Annotated in this window: 15 protein-coding genes; 7 read left to right on the top strand and 8 right to left on the bottom strand. The window is 67.3% G+C overall.

Annotated elements, in window-relative coordinates; all coding sequences use genetic code 11:
• Positions 1-7: 7 nt before the first annotated feature.
• From A5759_RS16240 to A5759_RS16205, 8 genes are all read right to left on the bottom strand, one after another.
• Complete coding sequence (locus tag A5759_RS16240; RefSeq protein ID WP_066841589.1) at positions 8-589, bottom strand: DUF1707 domain-containing protein; 582 nt, start codon at positions 587-589, stop codon at positions 8-10.
• Between the two features lie 93 nt (positions 590-682).
• Positions 683-1444, bottom strand: a complete 762-nt coding sequence (locus tag A5759_RS16235) for an SDR family oxidoreductase (RefSeq protein WP_068199559.1) — start codon at positions 1442-1444, stop codon at positions 683-685.
• A complete protein-coding gene (locus A5759_RS16230) occupies positions 1444-2211 on the bottom strand; it encodes an enoyl-CoA hydratase family protein (RefSeq protein ID WP_068199422.1) in 768 nt (255 codons plus the stop codon). The genes A5759_RS16235 and A5759_RS16230 overlap by 1 nt, the downstream gene beginning before the upstream one ends.
• A gap of 13 nt (positions 2212-2224) precedes the next feature.
• Entirely contained in the window at positions 2225-3409 is a 1185-nt protein-coding gene (locus A5759_RS16225) for an acyl-CoA dehydrogenase family protein (RefSeq protein ID WP_255392531.1), read from the bottom strand.
• Complete coding sequence (locus A5759_RS16220) at positions 3391-5328, bottom strand: biotin carboxylase N-terminal domain-containing protein (protein ID WP_068199418.1); 1938 nt, start codon at positions 5326-5328, stop codon at positions 3391-3393. The genes A5759_RS16225 and A5759_RS16220 overlap by 19 nt, the downstream gene beginning before the upstream one ends.
• 91 nt (positions 5329-5419) lie before the next feature.
• A complete protein-coding gene (locus tag A5759_RS16215; protein WP_068199417.1) occupies positions 5420-7015 on the bottom strand; it encodes an acyl-CoA carboxylase subunit beta in 1596 nt (531 codons plus the stop codon).
• Positions 7012-8160: an acyl-CoA dehydrogenase family protein gene (locus A5759_RS16210; protein ID WP_068199415.1), complete on the bottom strand. Its 1149-nt coding sequence runs from the start codon at positions 8158-8160 to the stop codon at positions 7012-7014. Before A5759_RS16210 ends, A5759_RS16215 begins: the two co-directional genes overlap by 4 nt.
• Complete coding sequence (locus tag A5759_RS16205; protein ID WP_255392530.1) at positions 8157-9872, bottom strand: acyclic terpene utilization AtuA family protein; 1716 nt, start codon at positions 9870-9872, stop codon at positions 8157-8159. The genes A5759_RS16210 and A5759_RS16205 overlap by 4 nt, the downstream gene beginning before the upstream one ends.
• A 198-nt stretch (positions 9873-10070) precedes the next feature.
• Here A5759_RS16205 and rpmF point away from each other — a divergent pair, with 198 nt between their 5' ends.
• The 7 genes from rpmF (at position 10071) to A5759_RS16175 (ending at position 15835) form a co-directional block, all read left to right on the top strand.
• Positions 10071-10244, top strand: coding sequence for a 50S ribosomal protein L32 (rpmF, locus tag A5759_RS16200; protein ID WP_064350598.1), 174 nt, complete (start codon positions 10071-10073; stop codon positions 10242-10244).
• Between the two features lie 72 nt (positions 10245-10316).
• Positions 10317-11003 carry a response regulator transcription factor gene (locus A5759_RS16195; protein ID WP_064399516.1) on the top strand — a complete coding sequence of 229 codons (687 nt, stop codon included), beginning with the start codon at positions 10317-10319 and terminating at the stop codon, positions 11001-11003.
• Positions 11003-12472 (top strand): HAMP domain-containing sensor histidine kinase, encoded by a 1470-nt coding sequence (locus A5759_RS16190; protein ID WP_068199414.1) that lies wholly within the window; start codon positions 11003-11005, stop codon positions 12470-12472. The genes A5759_RS16195 and A5759_RS16190 overlap by 1 nt, the downstream gene beginning before the upstream one ends.
• A gap of 185 nt (positions 12473-12657) precedes the next feature.
• Positions 12658-14028: a trypsin-like peptidase domain-containing protein gene (locus tag A5759_RS16185; RefSeq protein ID WP_068199411.1), complete on the top strand. Its 1371-nt coding sequence runs from the start codon at positions 12658-12660 to the stop codon at positions 14026-14028.
• 23 nt (positions 14029-14051) lie between these two features.
• Positions 14052-14597 (top strand): molybdenum cofactor biosynthesis protein B, encoded by a 546-nt coding sequence (locus tag A5759_RS16180; RefSeq protein ID WP_094286979.1) that lies wholly within the window; start codon positions 14052-14054, stop codon positions 14595-14597.
• 53 nt (positions 14598-14650) lie between these two features.
• Positions 14651-14809, top strand: a complete 159-nt coding sequence (locus A5759_RS26145) for a hypothetical protein (RefSeq protein WP_197506069.1) — start codon at positions 14651-14653, stop codon at positions 14807-14809.
• 369 nt (positions 14810-15178) lie between these two features.
• Positions 15179-15835, top strand: a complete 657-nt coding sequence (locus A5759_RS16175) for an MspA family porin (protein WP_068199409.1) — start codon at positions 15179-15181, stop codon at positions 15833-15835.
• The last annotated feature ends 19 nt before the right edge of the window (positions 15836-15854 follow it).

The raw sequence follows: 15854 nt of genomic DNA, 5'->3' as shown, positions 1-15854 counted from the left end.
GGTGGGATCAGGTGGCCTTGCGCTTCTTGCGCTTGACGCCGACTCGGCCCCACAGGGAGAAGCCGCGGATGCACACGCACGGCGCGCCAGGCGAGCCCTCACCCTCCACGGACCGGTCGAAGGTGCCCATCACACCGACGCCACGCAGGTCGACGTTGACCTCCGGCGGCACCAGGATCGTCTGGCCGCCGAAGATCGAGTACGAGTGGATTTCCACCTCCGGTGAGGTGAAGTCGGCGTACCGCAAATCCACCACTCCGCCGCCGAAGAGGGCGAACGTGGTCATCCGCCTCGGCACGTTCCAGCGACCGCGGCGCTCGAAGCCGCTCATGATCGCCAGCAGCATCGTCGACGGCGCAGGCCGGCACGGGCCGCCGCTGCGCCCCCGGGTGATCGCGCCGGGCAGGTCAGCCGACAAACGGTCCAGCTCGTCGTACGTCTGCGCGGCATACGCCCTGGTCAGACGGTCCTCGTACTCGTTGAGTTGAAGTCGGCCCTGGGCGGCGGCATCAGTGAGCAGCTGTGCCACCTGAATTCGATCGGTGTCAGCAGCACGCATCGGACCGCTCCGCGACGCTGGATTGCTCATCGGATACGAGCGTACGACGAACCGTGGCACATGCAAGCAAGTAGGCCAAACTGTGCCCTGACTCGCGAGGGCGAAGAATCTAGATGGGCGAACTTATTGCCCGGCTGCCAGAAATTCGGCGAACCCGAGCACGCCCGTCCGATTCTGCGGAACCAGATTGGCGCCCGACCGCAATGCCTTCCCGATTCGTCCAGGCACGGGCACCGGAAGGGTCCGGCGCCGGCTCGCCGTGGCCTGGAGATACATGCGCGCCAACTCCGGGTGGGTGTGCACCTCGGGCCCACCGACGTCGGGCGCCCTGCCCGCCGGTTCGGTGCCGGCCAGTTCCACCAGCCGAGCCGCGACGTCGGCGGTGTCGATGGGCTGAAACCGAACCCCGCGAAACGTCCACATCACGGGGGAGTACCGCTGCAGCGCGAAGATCGTGTGGATCAGATCGTGGAACTGTGTCGCCCGCAGCACCGTGTGGCCGACGCCGGACGCCTCGAGGACCTGTTCGGCGCGCAGCTTCGTGCGGTAGTACGGCAGCGGAATGCGGTCGATGCCGACGATCGACACGTGCACGATGTGCGCGACGCCGGCCCGGCGGGCCGATGCCACGAGGTTGCGCATCGCCGTGACGTCCTTGTCGCCGATCGGTTGCGTCGCGCAGTTGACCACGACCTCGATACCGTCGACCGCCGCGTCCAGGCCCACACCCGTGGCCAGGTCGGCCTGGGCCCAGTGCACACCGGTGTATCCCACATGGCTTTTGCGGCTCAGCGCCCGAACGTCGTGGCCGGCGTCGATCGCCTCCGGTACCACGCGGTGGCCCAGTGTGCCCGTTGCCCCGGTGACGAGAACCGTACGTGACATCAGTGCACCCACCTCGGCTGGCGCTTCTCGAGGAAAGCGAGCATGCCTTCGCGAGCCTCCTCGGAGACAAACAACTGGGCGCTCTGCGCGGTGAGCTCCTCGGCGCGACGGTCGAAGGATTCCAGGATGGGCGCTGTGACCAACGCCTTCGAGGTCGCCAACCCCTGCGGCGACGCCTTGCCGATCGCGGCGGTCAACTCGGCGACGGTGGCATCGACATCGTCGGAGGCGATCGTGATCAGCCCCATGTCGGCCGCCTCCGCGGCTCCGAACTTCTCGCCTGTGACGAAGTAGCGGCTCGCCGCGCGACCGGTCATCCTGGGTAGCAGGGTCAGCGAGATGATCGAGGGCGCGACACCGATGCGTGCTTCGGTCAGCGCGAACGTGCTTCGGCGGCCGGCCACCACGATGTCGCATGCGCCGACCAGCCCGAGACCGCCGGCGCGGACGTGCCCGTCGATGGCGCCCACCACCGGGACCGGCAGCTCGAGGATGCGGCGCAGCAGCCGGGTCATCTCACGGGCTCGGTCGACGGCCAGGTCACCCGGATCCCGCCCGGCGGCTTCACTGAGATCGGCTCCCGCACAGAATGTCCCGCCGGTATGACCCAGTACGACGACCCGCACGTCGGCATCGGCGACGGCGTCGGTGAAGCCCTGGTGCAGCTGTTCGACCAGCGCGGTCGACAAGGCGTTGCGGTTGTCCGGTGAGTCGAGGGTGAGTCGGGCGACGGCCCCGTCGACCGCATAACCGACCAGTGCGCTCATCAGTACGGCCCCATCAGTAGGAACGGGGCAGCCCGAGCGAGGTCTGCGCGATGAAGTTCAGGATCATCTCCCGGCTGACCGGCGCGATGCGGGCGAGCTTCGACGCCGTGACCGCGGCGGCGATGCCGTACTCCTTGGTCAGGCCGTTGCCGCCCATCGACTGCACCGCTTGATCGACCGCGCGCACCGAGGCCTCACCTGCGGCGTACTTGGCCATGTTCGCCGCCTCGGCGGCACCGACGTCGTCTCCCGCGTCGTAGAGCGATGCCGCCTTCTGCATCATCAGCTTCGCCAGTTCGATCTCGATATGGTTCTGCGCCAACGGGTGCGACAGCCCCTGGTGGGCGCCGATCGGTGTCTTCCAGACCTGACGGGTCTTGACGTAGTCGATGGCTTTGTTGATCGCGAACCGGCCCATACCGACCGCGCTCGCGGCGCCCATGATGCGCTCGGGGTTCAAGCCGGCGAACAGCTGCGCGATCGCGGCGTCCTCGGAGCCGACCAACGCGTCGGCGGGCAGCCGGACCTCATCGAGGAAGAGCTGGAACTGGTTCTCCGGGCTGACCAGTTCCATCTCGATCTTGGTCGCGCTCAACCCTTTTGTGTCGGTCGGCACGATGAACAGCGCCGGGCGAAGAGATTCGGATTTGTGGGCTCCCTCTTTATAGGCACGGCCGACGACGAGCACCGCCTGCGCTTGATCGACGCCGGAGATGTACACCTTCTGCCCGGACAGGATCCAGTCGGCGCCGTCGCGGCGCGCGGTGGTGGTGATGCGGTGGCTGTTGGAGCCGGCGTCGGGTTCGGTGATCGCGAACGCCATCGTGATCGACCCGTCGGCGATGCCGGGCAGCCAACGCTTCTTCTGGTCGTCGGTGCCGAACTTGGCGATGATGGTGCCGTTGATCGCGGGCGAAACGACCATCAGCAACAACGGGCAGCCCGCCGCCGACATCTCCTCCATCACGATCGACAACTCATACATGCCTGCGCCGCCGCCACCGTACTCCTCGGGCAAATTCACCCCGATGAACCCGAGTTTGCCTGCCTCCGACCATAACTCGTCGGTGTGTTCGTCGGCGCGCGCCTTCTCCAGGTAGTAGTCCTGGCCGAAGTTCGCGGCCATCGCGGCGACCGACTTGCGTAACGCCTGCTGCTCTTCGCTCTCGACGAAACTGCTCACTGTTCTCCTTCGGATCGGGCGACGACTCGGGCGATGACGAATCCGACGTCGACTTGTTGACCGGGTTCGACGTTGAGTTCGGCGAGCACACCGTCGCTGGGTGCGGTGACGGTGTGCTCCATCTTCATGGCTTCCAACCACACCAGCGGTTGGCCTGCGGTGACGGTGTCGCCGGCCGCGGCGCCGACGCGCAGCACCGAACCGGGCATCGGCGCCAACAACGAGCCGTGTGCGACGGTGTCGTCGGGGTTCCCGAACCGCGGTTTGGCGATGAGATGAACCGGGCCCGAGGGTGAGTCGACGAACACGTCCTGGCCGTAGCGTGCCACATCGAACGGTCGGTCCACGCCCGCCACGGTGAGCACGACCCGCGTCGGTGATGCCGAAAGGAGCGACACGTCGTCGTGGTCGGGCAACTCGAGACCCGAGCGGGTGAACCGGTATCGGACGTCGTGCTCGGTGCCGCCGATGTCCGCGTACCGCTTGATCTGGTGGCCCGACGCCAGATTGCGCCAACCGCTGGGGGCCGCCGCGAATGCCGTCGCAGCGCTGCGGTTCTCGGCCGCATCGGCCAGGGCGGCGGCCACTGCCGACAACGCGACCGTACGGTCGTCGGTGAGCGGTGCCGACAATGCTCCCAGCCCGTGGGTGTCGAAGAACGCGGTGTCGGTGGCGCCGTCGAGGAACGCCGGATGACGAAGCACGTTGACGAGCAGATCACGGTTGGTGCGCACGCCGTGAATGCGACTGCGCAACAGTGCATCGGCGAGGATGGTGGCCGCCTGGCGACGGCGGGGCGCATAGGAGATCACCTTGGCCAGCATCGGGTCGTAGAAGATCGACACCACCGATCCGTCGACCACCCCGGAATCCACCCGGACGTTGGCCGGGACCTCGAACCGGCGCACGGTGCCCGCCTGCGGCTGCCAGCCCTTCGCCGGATCCTCGGCGTAGAGGCGCGCCTCGATGGCATGGCCCCGTGATTGCGGCGGTTCGGCGTCGAGCCTGCCCCCGTCGGCGACAAGCAGTTGCAGTTGCACCAGATCCAGGCCGGTGGTTTCTTCGGTCACCGGGTGTTCGACCTGCAGCCGGGTGTTCATCTCGAGGAAGTAGAAGTCGCCGGACGCGTCGGCCATGAACTCCACGGTGCCCGCTCCGGTGTAGCCGATCGCAGACGCGGCCAGCCGCGCGGCATCGAACAGCTTGGCGCGCATACCCGGTGTGCGCTCGACGAGCGGCGAGGGCGCCTCTTCGATGATCTTCTGGTGGCGCCGCTGGATCGAGCACTCTCGTTCGCCGACCGCCCAGACGGTGCCGTGTTCGTCAGCGAGCACCTGAACCTCGACATGGTGCCCGCTGGCCAGGTAGCGCTCGCAGAACACCGTCGGGTCGCCGAATGCGGATGCCGCCTCCCTGCGGGCGGCTTCGACTTGGCCCGGCAACTCCGACAACTCACGCACCACGCGCATACCGCGGCCCCCGCCGCCCGCCGAAGCCTTGATCAACACGGGCAATTGGTCGGAGGTCACGCCGTCGGGGTCCAGCTCGTCGAGTACGGGGACACCCGCGGCGGCCATCATCTTCTTCGCCTCGATCTTGCTGCCCATCGCGGCCACCGCTGCGGGTGGCGGTCCGATCCACGTCAGACCCGCCTCACCTACCGCGCGCGCGAAATCGGCGTTCTCCGACAAGAATCCGTATCCCGGATGGACGGCGTCGGCGCCTGAAGCCGCAGCCGCGGCGATCAGCTGATCGGCGTCGAGGTATCCGGTGCGGCCGCTCAGGCGTACCCGCGCGTCGGCCTCGCCGACATGCGGGGAGTGCTCGTCGGGGTCGGTGTAGACGGCGACCGTGCCGATGCCGAGTCTCCTGCATGTCGCGAACACCCGACGGGCGATCTCGCCGCGGTTGGCGACCAGAACTCGAGTGATCATGTGCTTCTCCCGCGCCGAGTCTGAAGATGTGATCGAGACATCCGGGAGATATCGCGCATAAGTTCAGTTTCGGGGGAGGAGGACATCGCGCTCACATCCGGAAGACGCCGAAGTTCGACGTCCCCTCGATCGGGCCAGTGGCAATGGCGGACAGACACATTCCAAGGACGGTGCGCGTGTCGCGGGGATCGATCACTCCGTCGTCGTAGAGCCTGCCCGACAGGAACATCGGAAGCGACTCGGCGTCGATCTGTGCTTCCACCGCGGCCCGCAGCGCGGCGTCGGCGTCCTCGTCCACGGCCTGGCCGCGGGCCTCGGCGGCAGCGCGGCTGACGATCGACAGCACTCCCGCCAGCTGTGTTCCGCCCATCACCGCGGACTTGGCGCTGGGCCAGGCGAACAGGAACCGCGGGTCGTACGCGCGGCCGCACATTCCGTAGTGACCCGCGCCGTACGAGGCTCCGATCAGCAGCGAGATGTGCGGCACGGTCGAGTTCGACACAGCGTTGATCATCATCGAGCCGTGTTTGATCATGCCGCCTTCCTCGTACTTGCGGCCGACCATGTATCCGGTCGTGTTGTGCAGGAACAACAGTGGGGTGTTCGAGCGGTTCGCCAGCTGGATGAACTGGGTGGCCTTCTGCGACTCCTCGCTGAACAGGACGCCGCGCGCGTTGGCCAGGATGCCGATCGGGTAGCCGTAGAGCCTGGCCCACCCCGTCACCAGTGACGAGCCGTACATCGGCTTGAACTCATCGAATTCCGACCCGTCGACGACGCGGGCGATCACATCGCGCGGATCGAACGGGATGCGCAGATCCGCGGGCACGATCCCGACCAGTTCTTCGGCGTCGTAGAGGGGTTCGACGACCGGTGCGGGCTTCGGGCCTCGCTTGTGCCAGTTCAGCCGGGCGACGACGCGCCGTCCGATGCGGATGGCGTCGGCCTCGTCGAGCGCGAAGTAGTCGGCCAGACCCGAGGTGCGGGCGTGCATTTCGGCTCCGCCGAGAGACTCGTCGTCGGCTTCTTCGCCGGTGGCCATCTTCACCAACGGCGGCCCGGCCAGAAACACCTTGGACCGCTCCTTGATCATCACGACGTGGTCGGACATGCCGGGGATGTAGGCCCCACCTGCGGTCGAGTTGCCGAACACCAGGGCGACGGTCGGAATGCCGGCCGCGGACAACCTGGTCAGGTCGCGGAACATCTGCCCGCCGGGGATGAAGATCTCCTTCTGTGTCGGCAGGTCCGCCCCACCGGACTCCACCAGAGAGATCAGCGGCAGCCGGTTCTGTAACGCAATCTGGTTGGCGCGCAGGATCTTCTTCAACGTCCACGGGTTGCTGGTGCCGCCCTTGACGGTGGGATCGTTGGCGACGAGCAAGCATTCGACGCCCTCGACCGCGCCGATGCCGGTGACCACGCTGGCGCCGACGGTGAAGTCGCTGCCCCACGCGGCGAGCGGGCTCAGCTCCAGAAACGGTGAGTCGGGGTCGATCAGCAGCTCGATGCGCTCGCGGGCGGTCAGCTTGCCGCGGTCGTGGTGCCGCTGCACATACTTCTCGCCGCCGCCTGCCAGCGCTTTGGCGTGTTCGGTGTCGAGCTCGGCGATCTTGGCGGTCATCGCGGCCGCCGCCTCACCGAACGTGGGCGATGCGGCGTCGAACGTGGATCGAAGAGCGGTCATGACTGGAATCCCAACGTCTTGGCGGCCAGGGAGGTGAGTATTTCGGTTGTGCCGCCACCGATCCCGAGGATCCGCATGTCGCGGTACTGACGTTCGACCTCGGACTCGGCCATGTAGCCCATGCCGCCGAACAGTTGGACGGCCTGGTTGGCCACCCATTCGCCGGCCTCGACGGCGGTGTTCTTGGCGAAGCACACTTCGGCGATCAAGTTGGTCTCACCATGGATCTGCCGTTCGACGACGTGGCGGGTGTACACCCGTGCCACGTCGATCCGCCGCGCCATCTCGGCCAGCGTGTTCTGGACCTGCTGTCGTGAGATCAGCGGGCGGCCGAAGGTTTCCCGGTTTCGGCACCACTCGACGGTGAGGTCGAGGCAGCGTTGCGCGCCGGCGTAGGCCTGCGCGGCGAGTCCGACCCGTTCGGAGACGAACGCCGCCGCGATCTGCAGGAAGCCCGAGTTCTCCGCGCCGACGAGGTTGGCGGCGGGGACCCGAACGTCGGTGTAGGACAGTTCGGCGGTATCCGAGGAGCGCCAGCCCATCTTGTCCAGCTTGCGGGTGACTTGAAATCCGGGAGTCCCCTTGTCCACGACAATCAACGAGATTCCAGCCGCGCCCGGCCCGCCGGTGCGCACCGCGGTCACGACGTAGTCGGCGCGCACACCCGACGTGATGTACGTCTTGGCGCCGTTGATGATGTAGTCCTCGCCGTCGCGATCTGCGCGGGTGGTCAGGTGTCCGACGTCCGAGCCGCCGCCCGGTTCGGTGATCGCGAGGCTGCCGATCTTCTCGCCGCGCAGAGTGGGCCGCACATACGTGTCGATCAAGCGCTCGTCGCCCGAAGCGATCATGTGCGGCACGGCAATTCCCGAGGTGAACAGCGAGGCGAACACTCCACCGGGTGAGCCCGCGTAATGCATCTCCTCGCAGATCACCACCGCGTCGACCCCGTCGCCGCCGCCCCCGCCGACCGCCTCGGGGAAACCGGCGCCCAGCAGCCCGGCCTGGCCGGCCTTGAGGTGCAGGTCGCGCGGCAGCTCGCCGTCGCGTTCCCACTCGTCGACATGGGGAAGCACCTCACGCTCGACGAACGTGCGCACGGTCTTGCGCAGTTGTTCGCGTTCGGGAGTGTGCCAAATGCTCACGCCAACAGCTCCTCTGGGATATCGACGATCCTGCTGCGCAGCCATTCGCCGAGCCCCTTCGCCTGCGGATCGAACCGTGCCTGGTAGGCGACACCCTCGCCGAGGATGTCTTCGATGACGAAGTTGACCGCGCGGAGGTTGGGCAGCACGTAGCGCGAGACCGGCAGATCCGCTGTCTCGGGCAGGAGTTCGCGCAACTTGTCGATAGTCAGCATGTGCGAGAGCCACCGCCACTGCCGGTCGGTCCTCACCCACACGCCGATGTTCGCGCTGCCGCCCTTGTCCCCGCTGCGGGCGCCGGCAACGAGGCCGAGAGGCGCGCGTCTCGTCTCGCCGAACGGAATCGGCTCGGGGAGGGCGGCCGGCGGCACGGGCCTCAGATCCAGAGTCTCCCCCGCGGGCGGTATCTCGACACGGGAACCGTCGGCGTGCACGGCGACGTGGGGCACCTCGGCGGCAGCGACGTAGGCCGGCTTGAACACGCCGTAGACCTGCCCTTGCGAGGGCGGGCTGGTGGCGTGGAAGCCCGGATAGCTCGCCAACGCGAGTTCGACTGCCGCGGAGGAGAACTGGCGGCCCACGTTTTCGGGATCGGGGTCACGGACCACGCAGCGCAACAGGGCGCTCGCGGCCTCTTCCGTGTCGGCGTCGAGGTGGTCGGTGCGCGCCAGGGTCCACTCGAGCTGGGCCGGTTTGACCGTCAGGGCCGTCTCGAGCTGGCGCCGCACCAATTCCGCCTTGGCCTCGATGTCGAGCCCCGTCAGGACGAGCGTCATCTCGTTGCGGAATCCGCCGATGCTGTTGAGCGAGACCTTCAGCGTGGGCGGCGGCGGCTCACCGCGCACACCGGAGATCCGCACCCGGTCCGGTCCGTCGCCGGACAGCTCGATGCTGTCGACGCGCAGCGTCGCGTCGGGGTTGGCGTAGCGCGCCCCGCCGATCTCGTACAGCAGTTGTGCTGTGACGGTGTCGACGGTGACCGCGCCGTCGGTGCCCGGGTGTTTGGTGATGACCGAGGAACCGTCCGAATGGATCTCGGCGAGCGGAAACCCCGGCCGGGTCAAAGCGCCGAGATCGGGAAAGTCGCGGGCGAAGAACGCGTAGTTGCCGCCGGTGGCCTGGGCGCCGCATTCGATGACATGGCCGGCCGCGACCGCGCCGGCGAGCCGGTCGTAGTCGGTGCGATCCCACCCGTGGTGTGCCGCGGCCGGCCCGACAGTCACGGACGCGTCGGTCACGCGCCCGGTCACCACCACGTCGGCGCCGGAGTCGAGGCACTCGGCGATGCCCCAGGCGCCCAGGTAAGCATTGGCTGCCAGGACCGAGCCGAACTCGAACTCGTCCGCGCGCTCGAGCAGGTCGTCACCCTCGACGTGTGCCACGTTGACCGTCAATCCCAACCGGTCTGCGAGCGCCCGCACCGCGTCGGCGAGCCCGGCCGGGTTGAGCCCGCCGGCGTTGGTGACGATGCGCACACCCCGGTCGAGTGCCAGGCCGAGGCACTCCTCGAGCTGGGCCAGGAACGTCTTGGCGTAGCCGCGGTCAGCGGACTTGGCGCGGTCGCGCGCCAGGATCAGCATCGTGAGCTCTGCGAGATAATCGCCGGTCAGGTAGTCGAGATCGCCGCCGGTGAGCATCTCGCGCATGGCCGCGAGCCGGTCGCCATAGAACCCCGAGCAGTTGCCGATCCGGACCGGACCACGTGCGGAGATCACGCGGGCTCCCTTCGTCGCGGACACTGCCAACCAACCGGTAGGTTAACGATGACCAGCGGTACCGCGTCAAGGTTCGGGGCATCGACTTCCGCTGTTTTGGAGGCTACGCAGGTCGTTGGCTATCCTGAAAGACACTTGCCGGCGCCTAACCGCGCGCACGGCGCCAGACTCACCCCTCAAGAGGAGATCTCGACCATGGCTGTGCCCAAGCGCAGGATGTCGCGCGCGAACACCCGTAGCCGGCGCGCGCAGTGGAAGGCCAAGCGCACGGAACTCGTGGGCGTCAACGTCGCCGGTCAGCAGCACAAGGTGCCGCGCCGACTGCTCAAGGCCGCCCGCCTCGGCCTGATCGACCTCGACCGCCGCTAACCCGGCGCCGGGCGCACCGGGTCCCGGCGCGCCTCTCAGGTCACTCTCAGACAGGGGGTTGACACTGTGGCTGTGCGCATACTTGTCGTCGACGACGATCGCGCGGTGCGCGAGTCGCTGCGCCGTTCGCTCTCATTCAACGGATACTCAGTAGAACTGGCCGGGGACGGCGTCGAGGCGCTGGAACGAATCGCCAGCGATCGGCCCGATGCCCTGGTGCTCGATGTGATGATGCCGCGCCTGGACGGCCTCGAGGTGTGCCGTCAGCTCCGCAGCACCGGTGATGACCTGCCGATCCTGGTTTTGACAGCGCGCGACTCCGTCTCCGAACGGGTCGCGGGTCTCGACGCCGGAGCCGACGACTACCTGCCCAAGCCCTTCGCGCTCGAAGAGTTGTTGGCCCGGATGCGGGCGCTGTTGCGTCGCACGGGCCCCGACGACGGCGTGGAGTCGGCCGCGATGACCTTCTCCGACCTGACGCTCGATCCTGTCACCCGCGAGGTCACCAGGGGGCAACGTCAGATCAGCCTGACCCGCACCGAATTCGCGCTTCTCGAGATGCTGATCGCCAATCCGCGCCGGGTGCTGACGCGCAGTCGCATCCTCGAAGAGGTGTGGGGCTTCGACTTTCCGACGTCCGGTAATGCCCTCGAGGTGTACGTCGGTTACCTGCGCCGCAAGACCGAAGCCGAAGGAGAGCCGCGACTGATCCACACCGTACGCGGAGTGGGTTATGTGCTGCGCGAAACACCTCCCTGATGTCTGTTCCGAATTACGGGGCTGTGCCCCAACCCGAATCGCCTCGACCGCCGTCGAGAACCAGTTCGGTGTCGCTGCGGTGGCGCGTGATGCTGCTGGCGATGTCGATGGTGGCGATGGTCGTCGTCCTCACCACGGTGGCGGTCTGGGCGGTGGTGTCGCGCGCGTTGTACGACGACGTCGACAACCAACTGCGCAACCGGGCGCGGTTGCTCATGGAAAGCGGCTCGCTGCAAGCCGATCCGAGTAAGGCCATCGAGGGCACCGCGTACTCGGACGTCAACGCGATGCTGGTGATCCCCGGCCGAGCGATCTTCACGGCCAACCAACAGGGGCAGACGCTGCCCCTGGGCGAGCCCGAAAAGGCCGTCCTGCGAGGGGATCTGATCATGTCGCTGCGCACCGTCGATCATCAGCGGGTGCTCGCGATGCACCTGTCCAACGACAGCTCGCTGTTGATCTCCAAGAGCATGGTCCCCACCGCCGCGCTGCTCCGACGGTTGAGCACCGTGCTGATCATCGTCGGCGGGATCGGGGTTGCGGTTGCCGCGATCGCGGGTGGTGCCGTCGCGCGTGCGGGCCTACGTCCTGTGGCGCGGTTGACCCAGGCCGCCGAGCGCGTCGCGCGCACCGATGACCTGCGGCCTATACCGGTCTTCGGCAGCGACGAACTCGCCCGTCTCACCGAGGCGTTCAACATGATGTTGCGCGCGCTGGCGGAGTCGCGCGAACGCCAGGCCCGCCTCGTGACCGATGCCGGCCATGAGCTGCGCACCCCGCTGACGTCATTGCGCACGAACGTCGAGCTGTTGATGGCGTCGATGGCACCCGGTGCGCCGCGGTTGCCGGAGGACGAGATGGCCGAACTGCGGGCCGACGTGATCGCCCAGATCGAGGAATTGTCCACACTGGTGGGTGATCTGGTGGACCTGACGCGAGATGACGCGGGTGTCACCGTGCACGAGACGGTCGACGTCGCCGAGATCGTGGACCGGTCGCTGGAACGAGTTCGCCGCCGCCGCAACGACATCGAGTTCGAGGCGACGACCACACCGTGGCTGGTCTACGGTGACTCGGCCGGCTTGGCGCGCGCCGTGCTCAACCTGCTCGACAATGCCGCGAAATGGAGCCCTCCCGGCGGACTGGTGACGGTCCGACTGATGCAGATCGACGCGATGAACGCCGAGTTGGTGGTCTCCGACTACGGCCCCGGCATTCCGCCCCAGGAGCGTCCGCTCGTGTTCGAGCGGTTCTACCGGTCCACAACGGCCCGGTCGATGTCGGGCTCGGGCCTCGGGTTGGCGATCGTGAAGCAGGTCGTGCTCAAACACGGCGGTTCGCTGCGAATCGAAGACACCGTTGCGGGCGGGCAACCACCCGGTACATCGATGCACGTGGTACTGCCGGGGCGGCCCGCGCATGAGCACGCCGCCGAGTGGGTCGTTCCCCGACACGCCCCTGCCGAGTAGCCCGGCGCGGGGACGAATGTCAACGATGATTGTCAGCGGCGGGAATGGGGGAACGAAGTTTGGGTATCAACCGAACGTTCTCTAAGTGGATTCTCAGCCCGGCGGGGCACTGTTGACCTGAGTCGAACGTTGTCCATTTGGCCGGAACACGCCAAGAACGAGGGAAAAGGAAGAGCCCGAGCGACATGACGAACCACCCCAGGTATTCGCCGCCCCCGCCGCCCGGCCGCCGGCCGATGGGCGCTGAGCACGGGACGCCCGGCTACCCTGGTGGCGCCCAGCGCCCCGGCCCGTACCAGCAGCAGCCCTACGACTGGCGCTATGCGACGCAGCATCAGGTGGCTCACCAGCATCCGACCCAGCAGCAGTTCCGTGCGCCTTACGATCCCTACCGCGGCGCGGCTCAGCCGCTGCCCGGTCAGCCGCCGCAAAAGCGTTCCCGCGCAGGGGCATTGACGGCTGGAGCGCTTGCCGTAGCGGTCGTGTCGGCCGGCATCGGCGGCGGGGTGGCGCTGCTGGCGCAGCCCGACCGGCCCTCGGCATCGTCATCGATCGACGGCGCGGCGCCCAGCGTGCCCGCCGCCAGCCTGCCGGTGGGTTCGGTGGAGCAAGTCGCGGCGAAGGTGGTTCCGAGCGTCGTCAAGCTCGAAACGGACATGGGGCGGGCATCCGAAGAGGGGTCGGGCATCATCCTGTCCACCGACGGATTGATCCTGACCAACAACCACGTGGTGTCGGCGGCCCAGGGCGGTCCCGGAGGCCCCGGTGGCCCCTCAACGGGCCCGGGCGGGGCCCAGACCAAGGTGACCTTCTCGAACGGTCGCAGCGCCCCGTTCACCGTCATCGGCACCGACCCGAGTAGCGACATCGCGGTAGTGAAGGCTCAGGGCGTCTCCGACCTCACCCCCATCACGATCGGTTCGTCGGCCAACCTGCAGGTGGGTCAGGACGTGGTCGCCGTCGGTTCACCGCTCGGCCTCGAGGGCACCGTCACGACCGGGATCATCAGCGCGCTGAACCGTCCGGTCGCCGCCAGCGGCGACGCTCGTAATCAGAACACCGTCCTGGACGCGATCCAGACCGATGCGGCGATCAACCCCGGAAACTCCGGTGGCGCACTGGTCAACATGAACGGTGAGCTGATCGGCGTCAACTCCGCCATCGCCACACTGGGCGCCGACGCCGGGCCTCAAGCGCAGAGCGGTTCGATCGGCCTCGGCTTCGCGATCCCGGTGGACCAGGCCAAGAGGATCGCCGACGAATTGATCAAAAACGGCACCGCGGCGCACGCCTCGCTGGGCGTGCAGGTCGGTAACGACGCGTCCATCGACGGCGCTCGGATCGTCGAGGTGACCGACGGTGGCGCTGCTGCCGCGGCGGGGCTGCCCAGCGGGGTCGTGGTCACCAAGGTCGACGACCGGGTGATCGGCAGCGCCGATGCGCTGGTCGCCGCCATCCGCTCCAGGGCGCCTGGGGAAAAGGTCACGCTGTCGTATCTCGACCCGTCGGGCAAGCCGAAGTCGGTCCAGGTCACGCTGGGTAAGGCACAGCAGTGATGACGCCGACCGACGTGAGCACCCTGAGAGTGGCCGCGCCGCTGTCACGGGCCGCATATACGGTTGCAGTCATGGAGCAGCCAGGGGAGTTGGTGGGCCGAGCACTGGTCGTCGTGGTCGACGACCGCACCGCACACGGCGACGAAGAGGACCACAGCGGTCCGCTGGTCACCGAACTGCTCACGGAGGCCGGGTTCGTCGTCGACGGGGTCGTCGTCGTGTCGTCCGACGAGGTCGAGATTCGCAACGCTCTGAACACCGCGGTCATCGGCGGGGTGGACCTCGTGGTGTCGGTCGGCGGAACGGGTGTCACCCCCCGCGACGTGACGCCCGAAGCCACCCGCGACATTCTCGACCGTGAACTGCTCGGCATCTCGGAGGCCTTGCGCGCCTCGGGGTTGTCCGCGGGGATGATCGATGCGGGCGTTTCCCGTGGCCTCGCCGGCATCTCGGGCAGCACCCTGGTGGTCAACCTTGCCGGTTCCCGCGCGGCGGTCCGCGACGGCATGGCGACCCTCAATCCGCTCGCGGTCCAGATCATCGGCCAGCTATCGAGCCTCGACATCTGACCCGACTCGCCGAAAGATCGGAAATGTGATCTTAATCACAATCGGGCGTCCCCGTGGGTGAGCGGCCGAAGCCTGACCGCGAATCGATCGATGACGTGTTCGGCGAGGTCATCCCGAGAATTTCGGGCGATGAGCGCGACGACCCGACGGCCGACGAGGACGCCGAGCGCGAGCGTTGGATACGCGAAAATCGTCCGCCGCATCACAATTGACTCATCGAGCCGGTACGCGCGGCCAGCTTTGTCGCATTTTCAAGCGCAGCGGCGCCGGCCCTTTCCCCACCCGACCGATCGGTCCACGCTGCGCGCAGAAGACCGGCCGCCGACCAGTACCCGGCTGACTCCTCGGCAAACCGGCAGGTCCGGTAACGTTCCGCACTCGTACAGCGATCTCCCGTTGCCGGGTTCCTGCCCGACCGTTATGTTCCTCGTGTCGCAAACGATGAACAGCACGTAACAGCGACAAGTGAGATCTCTCGTCTGGTCGCAGAGGCTTCGCGCCGCTGGGACCAGAGGTGTGCCAGGCGCCAACTGCAGAGCACGGTGAGCCGTAGGCTGACCGCCGACATAGCTAGGGAGATTATGAAGGTTTTGGGTCGGGTGCTGATGGCGCTGGTTTTGGCGATTGCCGGAGCCCTCGCGTCGTTGTTCGTGAGTTCGGGCACCTCTCACGCGGGGTTGGACAATGAGTTGAGCCTGGTTGACGGCAAGGATCGGACGCTGACGATTCAGCAGTGGGACACCTTCCTCAATGGTGTGTTTCCTCTTGACCGCAACCGGCTGACTCGTGAGTGGTTCCACAGTGGCCGGGCGAAGTACATTGTGGCCGGTCCGGGTGCTGATGAGTTCGAGGGCACCCTGGAGCTGGGCTATCAGATCGGCTTCCCGTGGTCGCTGGGCGTGGGTATCAACTTCAGCTACACCACCCCGAACGTGCTTTTCGACCAGGCGCCGCTCAACCCGGCGGGGTATCTGGACCCCAATAACGGCTTCATCACCACCCCGAACTTCTTCCCGGGTGTGTCGATCAGCGCCGATCTCGGTAACGGCCCGGGTATCCAGGAGGTTGCGACCTTCTCGGTGGACGTGGCCGGCGCCAACGGCGGTGTGGCGGTGTCCAATGCGCACGGCACGGTCACCGGCGCTGCCGGTGGTGTGTTGTTGCGTCCGTTCGCGCGACTGATCTCGTCGTCCGGTGACAGCGTCACCACCTACGGCGAGCCGTGGAACATGAACTGACAGACGCTCTCCCGAGCAA

Source organism: Mycobacterium sp. 852014-52144_SCH5372336, assembly GCF_001665615.1.
GTDB classification, from domain to species: Bacteria; Actinomycetota; Actinomycetes; order Mycobacteriales; family Mycobacteriaceae; genus Mycobacterium; species Mycobacterium neumannii_A.
This window is presented reverse-complemented; position numbering and strand designations above follow the sequence as displayed.

Excerpts from the sequence above, each read along its gene's own strand:
- A5759_RS16240 (WP_066841589.1), bottom strand. The coding sequence starts at position 589 with ATGAGCAATCCAGCGTCGCGGAGCGGTCCGATGCGTGCTGCTGACACC.
- A5759_RS16235 (WP_068199559.1), bottom strand. The coding sequence starts at position 1,444 with ATGTCACGTACGGTTCTCGTCACCGGGGCAACGGGCACACTGGGCCAC.
- A5759_RS16230 (WP_068199422.1), bottom strand. The coding sequence starts at position 2,211 with ATGAGCGCACTGGTCGGTTATGCGGTCGACGGGGCCGTCGCCCGACTC.
- A5759_RS16220 (WP_068199418.1), bottom strand. The coding sequence starts at position 5,328 with ATGATCACTCGAGTTCTGGTCGCCAACCGCGGCGAGATCGCCCGTCGG.
- A5759_RS16215 (WP_068199417.1), bottom strand. The coding sequence starts at position 7,015 with ATGACCGCTCTTCGATCCACGTTCGACGCCGCATCGCCCACGTTCGGT.
- rpmF (WP_064350598.1), top strand. The coding sequence starts at position 10,071 with ATGGCTGTGCCCAAGCGCAGGATGTCGCGCGCGAACACCCGTAGCCGG.
- A5759_RS16190 (WP_068199414.1), top strand. The coding sequence starts at position 11,003 with ATGTCTGTTCCGAATTACGGGGCTGTGCCCCAACCCGAATCGCCTCGA.
- A5759_RS16185 (WP_068199411.1), top strand. The coding sequence starts at position 12,658 with ATGACGAACCACCCCAGGTATTCGCCGCCCCCGCCGCCCGGCCGCCGG.
- A5759_RS16175 (WP_068199409.1), top strand. The coding sequence starts at position 15,179 with ATGAAGGTTTTGGGTCGGGTGCTGATGGCGCTGGTTTTGGCGATTGCC.